The sequence below is a fragment of the Mesorhizobium sp. genome, assembly GCF_024509055.1.
Classification (GTDB): Bacteria; Pseudomonadota; Alphaproteobacteria; order Rhizobiales; family Rhizobiaceae; genus Mesorhizobium.
The window spans coordinates 17544-29593 of sequence record NZ_JANINM010000361.1 but is presented as its reverse complement, the minus strand read 5'-3'; the positions used below and the strand labels follow the sequence as shown (position 1 = coordinate 29593).

Annotated in this window: 12 protein-coding genes; 10 read left to right on the top strand and 2 right to left on the bottom strand. The window is 64.4% G+C overall.

What is annotated here, in order from left to right; all coding sequences use genetic code 11:
• The 3 genes from Q0L57_RS15510 to Q0L57_RS15500 all read left to right on the top strand — a co-directional run.
• Positions 1-552: extracellular solute-binding protein (locus tag Q0L57_RS15510; RefSeq protein ID WP_296744003.1), on the top strand; the 552-nt coding region annotated here is incomplete at its 5' end.
• Between the two features lie 39 nt (positions 553-591).
• On the top strand, positions 592-1482 hold the full coding sequence (locus Q0L57_RS15505) for a carbohydrate ABC transporter permease (protein WP_296744001.1): 891 nt from the start codon (positions 592-594) through the stop codon (positions 1480-1482).
• On the top strand, positions 1479-2339 hold the full coding sequence (locus tag Q0L57_RS15500; protein WP_296744000.1) for a carbohydrate ABC transporter permease: 861 nt from the start codon (positions 1479-1481) through the stop codon (positions 2337-2339). Before Q0L57_RS15505 ends, Q0L57_RS15500 begins: the two co-directional genes overlap by 4 nt.
• A gap of 12 nt (positions 2340-2351) precedes the next feature.
• On the opposite strand, the gene Q0L57_RS15495 is transcribed toward Q0L57_RS15500, so the two are convergent.
• Positions 2352-3347, bottom strand: coding sequence for a LacI family DNA-binding transcriptional regulator (locus Q0L57_RS15495; RefSeq protein ID WP_296743998.1), 996 nt, complete (start codon positions 3345-3347; stop codon positions 2352-2354).
• A 298-nt stretch (positions 3348-3645) separates the two neighbouring features.
• Here Q0L57_RS15495 and Q0L57_RS15490 point away from each other — a divergent pair, with 298 nt between their 5' ends.
• The 4 genes from Q0L57_RS15490 to Q0L57_RS15475 all read left to right on the top strand — a co-directional run bounded on the left by Q0L57_RS15490 (position 3646) and on the right by Q0L57_RS15475 (position 7328).
• Positions 3646-4452, top strand: coding sequence for an ABC transporter ATP-binding protein (locus Q0L57_RS15490; RefSeq protein WP_296743997.1), 807 nt, complete (start codon positions 3646-3648; stop codon positions 4450-4452).
• 19 nt (positions 4453-4471) lie between these two features.
• Positions 4472-5293, top strand: coding sequence for an ABC transporter permease (locus Q0L57_RS15485; protein ID WP_296743995.1), 822 nt, complete (start codon positions 4472-4474; stop codon positions 5291-5293).
• A gap of 48 nt (positions 5294-5341) precedes the next feature.
• Positions 5342-6331, top strand: coding sequence for an ABC transporter substrate-binding protein (locus Q0L57_RS15480; RefSeq protein ID WP_296743993.1), 990 nt, complete (start codon positions 5342-5344; stop codon positions 6329-6331).
• A 76-nt stretch (positions 6332-6407) separates the two neighbouring features.
• A complete protein-coding gene (locus tag Q0L57_RS15475) occupies positions 6408-7328 on the top strand; it encodes a nucleoside hydrolase (protein WP_296743991.1) in 921 nt (306 codons plus the stop codon).
• Between the two features lie 44 nt (positions 7329-7372).
• Here Q0L57_RS15475 and Q0L57_RS15470 read toward each other — a convergent pair whose 3' ends face one another.
• A complete protein-coding gene (locus Q0L57_RS15470; RefSeq protein ID WP_296743990.1) occupies positions 7373-8560 on the bottom strand; it encodes a Gfo/Idh/MocA family oxidoreductase in 1188 nt (395 codons plus the stop codon).
• Between the two features lie 212 nt (positions 8561-8772).
• Between Q0L57_RS15470 and Q0L57_RS15465 the strand changes: the two genes are divergently transcribed.
• The 3 genes from Q0L57_RS15465 to Q0L57_RS15455 all read left to right on the top strand — a co-directional run bounded on the left by Q0L57_RS15465 (position 8773) and on the right by Q0L57_RS15455 (position 12047).
• Positions 8773-9669, top strand: a complete 897-nt coding sequence (locus tag Q0L57_RS15465; protein WP_296743988.1) for a MurR/RpiR family transcriptional regulator — start codon at positions 8773-8775, stop codon at positions 9667-9669.
• A 72-nt stretch (positions 9670-9741) separates the two neighbouring features.
• A complete protein-coding gene (locus tag Q0L57_RS15460) occupies positions 9742-10524 on the top strand; it encodes an SDR family oxidoreductase (protein WP_296743987.1) in 783 nt (260 codons plus the stop codon).
• Entirely contained in the window at positions 10521-12047 is a 1527-nt protein-coding gene (locus Q0L57_RS15455; RefSeq protein ID WP_296743985.1) for a mannitol dehydrogenase family protein, read from the top strand. Before Q0L57_RS15460 ends, Q0L57_RS15455 begins: the two co-directional genes overlap by 4 nt.
• Positions 12048-12050: the final 3 nt, after the last annotated feature.

Sequence of the window (12050 nt, the reverse complement as noted above, 5' to 3'; positions counted from 1 at the left end):
ACCGGTCCGTTCCTCGACAATTTCGTCTCCGGCAAGACCGGCATGATCATCATGGCCAACTGGTGGGAAAGCGCGCTGAAGACGGGCATGGGCGACAAGTTCGCAAACGTCGCCACGGCGCCGATCCCGGTCGGCCCGAGCGGGGACAAGCCGCATTCGATCTCCTATTCATGGATGACCGTCGTCAACGCCAAGGCCGGCGAAGCCGAGCAGAAGGCCGCCTGGGAATTCCTCGACTGGCTGAACAGCCCGAAGTCCGGGAAGAACGGCGGCTCGGCCATGTCCGACATCCTGATGTCGATGGGCATCCTGCCTTCGCGCGCCTCGGACATCGAGGCGCACAAGGACAAGCTCGGCTCCGAATTCCTCTCGGGCTATGTGAGCGTGCTTGCCGACGCGCGGCCTTTCCCGGTCGTGCTCGGCGGCCAGGAGTTTTCGGAATCCCTGCAGCAGACGCTGGAGGCGTTGCAGTACGGCCAGGTCTCGGCCAAGGATGCGCAGGCGAACGCCCAGGCCGACGCCACCTCGATCCTGGAGCGCGCCGCCAAGTAACGCCGGGATTCAAGCCCCGCGCCCATTGGGACCCGATGAATGGCCAAAGCGTTTCGTGCCTCGGCGGGCATCATGCTTGCTCCCGCCGTGACATTGATCGGCGTGTTCGTGCTGTTGCCGATGCTGCTTACCATCTGGCTGTCGTTCCAGGATTGGTCGACACAAACGCCCTTTTCGCAAGCCACCTTCGTCGGTTTCGGTAACTTCCAGGAGATTTTCGGCCCGACCTCCGTCGGGCGCGACTTCAAGACGGCCCTCGTCAACACCGCGATCTACACCGCTTTATCCATCGTACTCATCCTGCCGCTGTCGGTCGTCTTCGGCCTGCTGGTCTATCAGCGCGAGGTCGCCGGCGGCACGGCGCTACGGACGGTGCTGTTTTCCACCTACATGGTGCCGATGATCGCCGTGGCGCTGGTCTGGTCGAAACTCTATTCGCCGAGCGAGGGCCCTCTCAACCAGTTGCTCGGGCTAATCGGCATCGGCTCGCAGCCATGGCTCTCCTCGCCGCGCTCGGCGCTGGTCTCCATCGTCCTGCTCAATGTCTGGCAGCAGGTCGGCTATTTCACTGTCCTGGCGATCGCCGGGCTGACCCAGATCCCGGGCAGCCTCTATGAGGCCGCGACGCTCGACGGCGCCAACCGGCGCGAGCAGTTCCGCTTCATCACACTGCCCCTGCTTCGCCGCACGCTACTTTTCAGCGCCGTCATTGCCATCATCAACGCCGTGCAGGTGTTCGAGCCGGTAGCGCTGATCACTCAGGGCGGCCCGGTCGGCTCCACCAATGTGCTCACCTACCACATCCGCCGGGTCGGCATCGAGCGCGCGCAGGGCGGCCTGGGGTCGGCCATGGCGGTGATACTGATGCTGTCGCTTATCGTCTGCGTCTCGGCGCTGTTCGCTTTCGTCAACCGGAGGGACAGCGAATGACCCGCACAAGGCGCTCGCTGACCCGTAAGCGGCCTTCGGGGCGCAAAGCGCTGCTTGCCACACTGATGCTTCTGGTCGCGGTCGCCTCCGCCTTCCCGCTCGCCTGGATGGTGCTGTCCAGCCTGAAGACGCCGGCCGAGACGATGCAGGTGCCACCGGTCTGGATCCCGCATACACCAACGCTCGAGGCCTATGAAAAGGTCGCTGGCGTCGTCAATGTCGGCCGCTCGATGTGGAATTCCTTGGTCATTGCCTCAGTCACCACCGCGGGCATTCTGGTGACCAGCATGATGGCCGGCTACGCCTTCGCCAAATACTCTTTCCGTGGCCGTTCGCTGCTGTTCTCGCTGCTGATCGCCACCATGTTCCTGCCGCCGATCGTGACGCTGATCCCGCTCTATCGCATGGTCGGCTCGATAGGGCTCAACGCCAGCCTCGCCGGCATCATCGTACCCAACCTCGCCAACGCCTTCGGCATCTTCCTGATGCGCCAGTTCATCGCCGGCGTGCCCGACGACCTCATCGACGCAGCCCGGATGGACGGCGCCTCAGAACTGCTCATCCTGTTCAAGATCGTGGCGCCGAGCGTGGCTCCCGCGATCGCCGCGCTTGCGCTGTTCGCCTTCGTGTACCATTGGAACAGTTATCTCTGGCCGCTCACCGTATTGCAGGGCAACGCAGACGCCTATCCGATCGTCATCAGCCTCAGCCGGCTGCTCAGCTACAACCGCGGCGCCGTCAACACTGGCCTGGTGATGGCCGGCGCGACGCTCGCAGTTCTGCCGCCGCTGATCCTCTTCGTGTTCCTGCAGCGCTTCTTCGTCGATTCGATCGTCGGCTCGGCGATCAAGGGCTAGGTCGCAAGCCAGTCACGTCGTCTCGCGCAGGATCACGGTCGGCTCCATTAGCACCGATCGGCGTGGACGCTTGGGATCGTCGAGAAAATCGATCATCGCGCCGATCGCCAGCTGACCGGCCTCCGAAATCCGCCGTTCGATCGTCGAAAGAGGCCGCACGAGAAGCGGCGCTATGTAGATGTTATCGAAGCCCATAACCGCGCAGTCGTCAGGTACGTTGAGGCCCCGTTCGCGAAGCGCCACTGTCGCCCCCATCGCCAGCATGTCGCTCATGCAGCACATGGCGGTGAAGCTGGTGCGGTCGAGCAGCGTGCGTGTCGCCAGCAACCCGAAGCGGTGATTGAACGCGCCGCACTCGATAAGGTCCGGATCGACCGGCAGGCCGGCCTCGCGATGGGCCCTCTCGAACCCCGCGCGCCTGATCCTGGTGTTGGAGGCCAGCGGATTGCCGCTGACAAAAGCGATGCGCCGGTGTCCGTTGCGGATCAGGTGGCTGGCCGACAGATAGGCTCCCGTATCGTAGTCCGTATCGATGCGCGCGGCGAGGCAATCGAGATCGGGAACTTCGCGATCCATGGATACGAGAGGGATCCCCAGCCGCTGCAGAAGCCCGGCGTCTGGAATGAGGTCGCTCGCGGCAAGCACGATGCCGTCGACGCCGTGGCTGGCGAGGAAGGTCAGGTGCGACGTTTCCTTCTCCTGATCGCTGTCGGAATTGCACAGGATCGTCGAATAGCCGCGTTCGCGGGCGGCCAGGTCGCAGGCGCGGACCAGTTCCGTGAAATAGGCGTTGAGGATGTCCGGCACGATGATGCCGATGACGCGCGAACTGCGCGTGATCAGCGAGCGGGCGATGGAGTTGGGCGTGTAGTCGAGCTCCTTGACGAGCGACCAGATCCTCTCCCGGGTCTCCTCGCTTATGAACGGATCTTTCCGGTTGAGGACCTTTGAAACCGTCGCGGTCGACACGCCGGCCTGCCTGGCGATATCCTTGATCGTGGTTGCCACATTCCCTCGCCGCCTCGACCGGCAACAGCCCGCCTCCGGCCGCCGTCGCATCGTCCGCCGCGCTTAACACATATCTCGATTCCGAGAAACGGGGACGCGTGTTCGACAGCATTGGCCGCGGAATTGACAACCCCTCATTAGATGGATAGGTAAACGTTTACCTGCGTGAGCTATCCGCTATTTCTTGCCTATCAGCGGCTCTGTCTGGTTGCCAGCAACGTCCTCGGGGAGCCTCGGGGCGTGACCGTGAACTTATGCTTTTTCGAGGCAGGCTCGCCTGCATCAAAGGGAATTCTCAATGGGACAAGCGAGTGTGCCGGGGATTTTGGGTGAAGGGGCTGCCACCGGGCAGCAGGTGTCCCGATCGACCAAACTTTCCATCAAGAACCTCGGCGTCAAATTCGGCTCGGTGATCGCGCTGAACGATGTCAGCCTCGACGTAGCCGAAGGCGAATTCGTCTGCATCCTAGGCGCATCCGGCTGCGGCAAGAGCACATTGTTCAACGTCGTTTCGGGGCTGCTGACGGCGACGTCCGGAAAGATCGTGCTGGACGGACAGGATGTCAGCGATCGGCCCGGTCAGGTCGGCTACATGCTGCAGAAGGATCTGATGCTGCCCTGGCGCACCGTGCTCGGCAACATCACGCTCGGCGCCTCGCTGACGCGCGGCGCGACCGCGCGGGACAAGGCCGAGGCGGCGGACCTCGCGCGCCGCTATGGCCTCGGCGATTTCCTCAACCACTATCCGCATGCGCTCTCTGGCGGCATGCGCCAGCGCGCCGCCATGATGCGCACCATCGCCGCCGGCCGGGAGGTGATGCTGCTCGACGAGCCGTTCGGGGCGCTCGATGCGCAGACGCGGCTCGGCATGCAGCAATGGCTGCTGCAGCTCTGGCGCGACCTCAACCGCACCATCCTGTTCGTCACCCACGACGTGGACGAGGCGATCTACCTCGCCGACCGCATCGTGGTCATGACGCCGCGCCCGGGCCGCATCGCCGAGATCCTCACCGTGGACCTGCCAAGGCCGCGGCCGCTCGAAGTGCTGACGACCGACACCTTCGTCGGCCTGAAGCGGCAGATCATGCAGCACCTCTACCACTGATCGCAGGAAGGTCACCGCAATGAACACACGGTTTGGAGCGGCCGCGGGGCCGTTCATGATCTGGGTCGTGGCCATGGTGCTGATCCTGGCCACCTGGCAGGTGCTGGTCTGGGTGACCGGGCTGCCGCCCTATGTCATCCCGCCGCCGGCGCTGGCGTTCTCGACGCTTCTCGACAACTGGCCCCGGCTTTCGGTGCTGACCGGCCAGACGCTGCATGAAACCGCGATCGGCTACCTTGTCGGCGCCCTCATCGGCTTCCTGCTTGCCCTGGCGATGGGCCAGATCCGCGTCGTGCAGCGGCTGGTGATGCCGGCGCTGATCATTTCGCAGGCCGTGCCGATCGTCGCCATCGCCGCGCCCTTGGTCATCATCTTCGGCTTCGGCATCACGCCGAAACTGATCATCGTTGCCTGGATCGTGTTCTTCCCCGTGGTCGTCAACGTGCTGGACGGCCTGGCCTCGGTCGACCGCGACATGCTGAACCTTGCGCGCCTGATGGGCGGCAGCGGCCTGCGCACCTTTGCCATCGTGAAGCTGCCGGCCTGCATCGGCCCGCTGTTTTCAGGGCTGAAGATCGGCGCAACCTACGCGGTGACCGGCGCCGTCATCGGCGAATGGACCGCCTCGTCCAAGCAGGGTCTCGGCACCTATCTGCTTACCGCCAACGCGCAGATGAACACGGCCGGTGTCTACGCGGCCATGCTTCTGCTGACCATCATCGGCGTCGGCTCCTTCCTGCTGGTGTTCGGGCTGGAGGTGCTGATGACGCCATGGCGCTCGCGCTCCACGGCGCCCGCATGGGCGCAATGGAAGGCCCCACAGGGGAGCCCCGCCAGGTGAGCCTGGCACCAATCTTCGACAAACCCAAAACAATCAGGAGGAATTTCAATGCACACGACCTTTTCCAGGATGCTGCTTGCCGGCGCGGGCCTGCTCGCGCTCAGCGCCGCTTTCGGCGCGACGCCGGCTGACGCCGCCGATCTCACGACGGTCCGCTTCGTCTATGATTGGCCAAGCGCCGACTTCGAGTTGATCCCGACGCTCGTCGGCCAGCAGAAGGGCTTCTACGAAGCCGAGGGTATCAAGGTCGATGTGATCTTCCCGCCGGATTCGCAGACCACCGCGCGCCTGCTCGCCGTCGGCCAGGCCGAGATCGGCTTCGAGGCCACCACCGACGTGGTGTTCGGCGCCTCGCAGGGGATCCCGATCACCTCGATCGGCCTCTACACCAAGAGCAACAATTGGGGCCTGTTCGGCCGTCCGGACGAGCCGCTCTCGCTCGACAATCTGAAGGGCAAGTCGATCGCCATCTACACCGACTCCTGGACCAAGGCGATGATGCCCTTCGTGCTTAAGGCGGCCAAGCTGACCGAGGACGACGTCAAGCTGATCATCGCGCAGGATTCCGACACCAATCTCCTGCTTGCAGGCAAGATCGACATCGCCACCAACACCGAGAACTATCTGGTGCCGCAGGTCCAGGAGACCCTGAAGAAGGACCCGACCGCGCTTGTCGGCAAGGCAGCCGGCGCACCCGACGTGCCGGTCTGGACCTACACCGCTTCCACCGACTATCTGGCCGCGCATGGCGATGTCGCCAAGAGGTGGATGCGCGCCACCATCAAGGCAACCGAATGGGCGGTCGAGCATCCCGACGAAGCCGCCGATATGTTCACCAAGGCTTATCCGGAAGGCGGCAGCCTGGCCTACAACCTGTCGGGCTGGAAGCTGACCGCCGCCCTGATGAAGGGCGACAGCGGCTACATGATGCAGGAAGACAAGAACTGGCTGCCGATCGCCCAGGCGCTCAAGGACACCGACCAGATCAAGGAAGTCCTTCCCGGCTCGAAATATTACACCAACGAACTGCTGAAATAAGCGCGGCATCGCGCGGACAACAAGGGCCGCCCCGACGGGTGGCCCTTCTCCAACTCTACACAGGAAATGGACGGGCATGGCCAAGAGCAGAATTATCGTAGATTGCGACCCCGGCGTCGATGACGCCATCGCGCTTCTCCTGGCGTTTGCCTCGCCCGACGAGATTGAGATCGTCGGCATCACGACGGTCAATGGCAACGTTTCGCTGCCATTGACCACGCGCAACGCCTTGCGCATCACCGCCATGGCCGGACGCCAGGACATTCCGGTCTATGCCGGCTGCAGCCGCCCGATCATGCCGGGGCATCCGAGGGAGCCCTCGGTGCACGGCCTCGACGGCCTCGGCGATCTGGGCGTGGCCGATGCCACCCACGCGGCCGAGCATCAGCACGCGGTCGACTTCATCATCGACACCGTGCTGCGCGAGCCCGGCCAGATCACGCTCTGCCCGATCGGGCCGCTGACCAACATCGCGCTGGCGCTGATCAAGGAGCCGGCCATCGCCGACAAGATCAAGTCCATCGTCCTCATGGGCGGCGCCGTCTTCAGCCCCGGCAACACCGCGACCGATGCCGAGTTCAACATCTGGATCGACCCGCACGCGGCGCAGATCGTGCTGTCTTCAGGCATCCCCATCACCATGTTCGGCCTCGACGTGACGCGCCACGCCACGCTGACCAAGGAGCGGTTCGACCGACTGGAGCGCGATGCCACCCCGATCATGAAGACGGCCATCGCGATGATGCGCTACTATGGCGGCGGCGACCCCAGCCTGCATGATCCGTGCGTGACCGCCTTCCTGATCGACCCCGACCTGTTCAAGGGCGTCGACGCTACGATCGATGTCGACTGCGACCCCAAAGGCGCCTACGGCCGCACGCGGGCAACGCTGGTCAAGAGCGGCGCCAGCAAGGGCCAGCCTGTTTGCCACGTCATAACCGAAGTCGACGACGAGCGGCTGTTCCAGTTGATCGACCGGCGGTTGCGGCTTCTTTGATCCAACCGGAGGCTGAGTGCCATCCCAGCTTCCGATCGATCTGCCTAGTTTCCGAACCTTGCCGGCGTCCACGTCCCGCCGGCGGCGTTCGACGCCACCGCCGCCGCGACGAACTTCACGCCGCGCGCACCATCGACGACGTCGGGCACTTGCGCGACCCGCTCGGCATCGATGGTGCCGCCCGAACGGTGCGCGCGGATGATGTCGGCGGCGTCGCGGTAGAAATTGGCGAAGGCCTCGATATAGCCTTCCGGATGGGCGGCCGGCATGCGCGACACGCGCCGGGCCTCGGCCGTCGAGCCATGGCCGCCGCGCACCAGCGTGCGTGTCTCCTCGCCATAGGGCGAGAAGCGCAATTCCTCCGGCCGAGCGCCGGACCATTCGAGCCCGGCCTTGTCGCCATAGATGCGCACCGAAAGATCGTTGTAGTGGCCGGGCGAAGTCTGGCTGGCGAGGATCGTGCCCCGCGCCCCATCCGTCCAGCGCACCAGCACATGCGCATTGTCGTCGAGCCGCCGTCCCGGCACCGCAGTGAAGAGGTCGGCCGAAACCGCCTCGGCCTCGAAACCGGAGATGAAGCTCGCCAGGTTGAAGGCGTGCACGCCAATGTCGGCGAGCACCGCCGACTGCCCGGCGCGCGCGGGGTCGGTCCGCCACTCCGCCTGCTTCTGGCCTTGCGCGTCGATGGGCTGCGTCAGCCAGTCCTGGATATAGGCGCCGTGCACCGAGACGATGCGGCCGAGCGCGCCGGCCTCCACCATCTCTCGCGCCTGGCGGACCATGGCATAGCCGGTGTTGTTGAGCGTCACGACGAATCGGCGGCTTTTCGCCTTCGTCAGCGCCACCAGCGCCTCCGCCTCCTCGAGCGTCGTCGACAGCGGCTTGTCGCAGATGACATCGATGCCCACCTTGAGGAATGCGGTTGCGATCGGTGCGTGCAAATGGTTGGGCGTGACGATCACCACCGCTTCGATGCCGTCCGTCCGTGCCGCCTCCGCCTTCGCCATGGCATGGTAATCGGCATAGCTGCGTTCCGGCGCGATGCCGATCTCGGCCGCCGAGATTGCCGCGTTTTCAGGGTCCGACGACAATGCGCCCGCCACCAGGCTGATCTGGTCGTCGAGCCGCATGGCGAGCCGGTGCACGGCACCGATAAAGGCGTTGCGGCCGCCTCCGACCATGCCGACCCGCAGGCGTTGGCGCAAAACTCCGTCGGCGGTTGCGTAGACCATGGTTGCGGTTATCCTCTTCTGATGGCGATATGCCGTGGCGCCCGTCGTGTGGTGACCCGCCGCCGTTTTTTCGAATGATATTTCTATTTTTCGTTTTGTAAAACGATTGTGCCGCGCTAGCGTTTGATCCAGGCTCAAGGTGCGGGCCGCATCCGGAGGGCAGGGATTCGGATGATGCGTCCGATGTTTGGGGTCATCATGGGGCACGGCTTATGAGCGGCCGTCGCGGACCGGCCGAGGAGCCATCGCCGCACAGCCTGGAGACGGCGGCAAGAAAGCGGAGCCGTTCGTTGGCAGCACTTGGCTACACGAAACCACAGACCTACGAAGAACTGCGCGCCGTGCTCTCTTCCGGCACCGTGCATTTCCCGAAACGATTGCGTCAGGTCGCGATCTTCCTGTGGCAGCACCCCAGCGAAGTGGCGCTAGGCACCATCGCCCAGGTGGCTGAGCAGGCCGGCGTCCAGCCTTCAACCCTGGTGCGCTTCGCGCAGATCTTCGGCTATGCCGGCTTTTCGGATTTCCAAGCCCTGTTCAAGGACCGGATGAAAGGTTCCTGGCCCGAACGCGCCGGCCTTGAGCGCGCGGAAGAGCCCAACGCAAACCTGCATTTCCTGAGCGGCATGGTCGGCGCCTCGCAAACCTCGCTCGACCGCGTCGGCAACGCTTTCGACATCGAAAGTTTCGAGACGATGGTCGATCATCTGGCCGCGGCGGAACTGATCTATGTCATCGGCAGCAAGCGCGCCTTCCCGGTCACCGCCTACCTGTCGCTGACGCTGTCGCAGCAGGGCGTGCGCAACGTGCTGGTCGACAATGTCGGCTCGACCGCGCTCGACCAGGTCGGTTGCATAACGCCGCGAGACGCGGTTCTGGCGGTTTCCTTCAGCCCCTACAATTCGATCACGCCCGACCTCGTCGCCGTCGCTCATGAGCGCAAGGCGCGCATCCTCACCATCACCGACAGCACATTTTCGCCGCTGGTCGGGCTGTCCGACACCTGGCTCGAAGTGGTGGAGTCCGACTTTGCCGGCTTCCGCTCGCTCGCCGCCTCGCTGGCGGTCGGCATGGCCTTGGTCCACGGCGTCGTCGCGCGGCGGACAGACTGACCGGCGCGATTGACTAAAGAGAACCGTCGTTCCATATTCAAGAAAATGGAAACTTTGTTCCAAGGAGGAGGAATGGAGGTTCGGTTCGACGGTAAGGTGGTGCTGGTCACCGGCGCGACGCAAGGCATCGGCCGCGAGATCGCCGAGACGCTTGCGCGCTCGGGCGCGGCCGGATTGCTCATCACCGGCCGGGACAAGAACCGTGGCGATGCCGTCGCGGCGGAACTTGCCGCCCTGGGCGCCCCAACCTACTTCGCCGCCGCCGATCTCGGCGCTCCTGAGGTTCCCGCGCTGCTGGCGCGAAGCTGTATCGAGCGCTTCGGCCACATCGATGGCCTGGTAAACGCCGCCGGCCTCACCGACCGCGCCTCCTTCGTCGATGCGAGCCTGGACGACTGGGCATCGCTGTTCGCCGTCAACGCGCGCGCGCCGTTCTTCCTGATGCAGGCAGCCATCGCCGACATGAGGAAACGCGGACAGGGTGGCGCGATCGTCAACATCCTGTCGATCAACGCGCATTGCGGGGCGCCGGACCTCGCCGTCTACTCCGCCACCAAGGGCGCCCTGGCAACGCTGACCAAGAACGCCGCCAATGCGCACCGCTTCGACCGCATCCGCGTCAACGGCATCAATGTCGGCTGGACCGATACGCCGGCCGAGCGCGTCATGCAGGCCGAGACCCTCGGCCATGGCGCTGGCTGGCTCGACGCGGCCAACGCAGCGCAGCCTTTCGGCCGCTTGCTCTCGACCAGCGATGTGGCGAACCTCGCCGTCTTCCTGCTCTCCGACGCCGCCGGGCCTATGACCGGCGCCGTCATCGACCAGGAGCAGTCGGTGATCGGAGCAAACCGGTGAGCGCGCCCGAACTCAGCCCTGCGTCGCTCGACCGCTTGCCTTTGGAGGTTCGCAAGCCGGCTTACGATCACGCCGCCCTGAAGCCCGGCATCGCGCATATCGGTGTCGGTGCCTTCCACCGTTGCCATCAGGCCGAATACACCGACGATTTGCTGGCAAACCAATTCGACCGCTGGGGCCTGGTCGGCATCAACATCCGCCCGCCCCTGCTGGCCGATACGCTCGGGCGCCAGGATGGGCTCTACACCCGGCTGATCCGGCAGAACGATGAGGTGGAAGCGCGCGTCATCGGCAGCATCATCCGCGTCGTCGACAGCCAGGAAAGCGCCGCGCCGGCGTTGGACGTGCTCGCCTCGCCCGATATCGAAATCGTCACCATGACGGTGACCGAGAAAGGCTACTGCCATATCCCGTCGAGCGGCGCGCTCGACCTCGATCATCCCGATGTGGTTCACGACCTTGCCAATCCGCAATCACCGCGCAGCGTGCCCGGCATCCTGGCGCGGGCGCTGGAATTGCGCATGGCCTCGCACGGCCGGCCGGTGACGCTGCTGTCCTGCGACAATATCCCGACCAACGGCATCATCTTGTCAAATGTCGTGCGGGCATTCGCCGAAAGGCGCGGCGGGAAGCTGGCGGAGTGGATCGACGCCAATGTCGCCTTTCCCTCGGCCATGGTCGACCGCATCGCGCCGGCCACGACCGACGCCGACGTCGACACCGTCGAACAACGCTTCGGCTATCGCGACAACGCGGTGGTCGTTGGCGAACGCTTTCGCCAATGGGTGATCGAGAACCGCTTCGCCGGTCGCGTGCCGCGCTGGGACCTTGTCGGCGCGACCTTCGTCGACGACGTCACTCCGTTCGAGCATCTCAAGATGCGGGTGCTGAACGGCGCCCAAACCACGCTATGCTATCTCGGTGTTTTGGGCGGTTTCGAGCACACCTTCGAAGCGATCGCCGATCCGCTGCTGGCGACCTTCGTGCACCGGATGCTGACGCAAGAGACATTGCCGACATTGATGCCGGTACCCGGTGTCTCGCCAACCGCCTATGTCGAGCAGAGCCTTTCGCGTCTCACCAATACGGCGATCCATCACCGCAATCACCAGATCGCCACCGACGGTTCGCAGAAGATCGTCCAACGGCTGCTCAATCCGATCCGCGATCGTCTGGCGAAAGGCGGCAGCGTCGCGCTGCTGTCTGTGCCTGTAGCCGGCTGGATGGCCTACCTGATCAAGGCGTCGGCCCGCTTTGGCCGCGCCTGGCCGGTGTCCGACCCGTTTGCCGAAAGGATTGCCGCGATCACCGACCGTATCAGTGCAAACAGCAGGGAACTCGCACACGCTATTCTTGCCATCGATGCCATCTTCGATCCGGCACTCGCCGCAAACGCCACCTTCCGCGCGCATGTCATCGCCGGGCTCGATGGGCTTCTTTCAGAGGATCCGATGGCGTTTGTCAGACATGTCTGTGCTGAGCATGAAGATGTGCTGTTGAAGCAACCGGCGCGATCTGCATAGTTA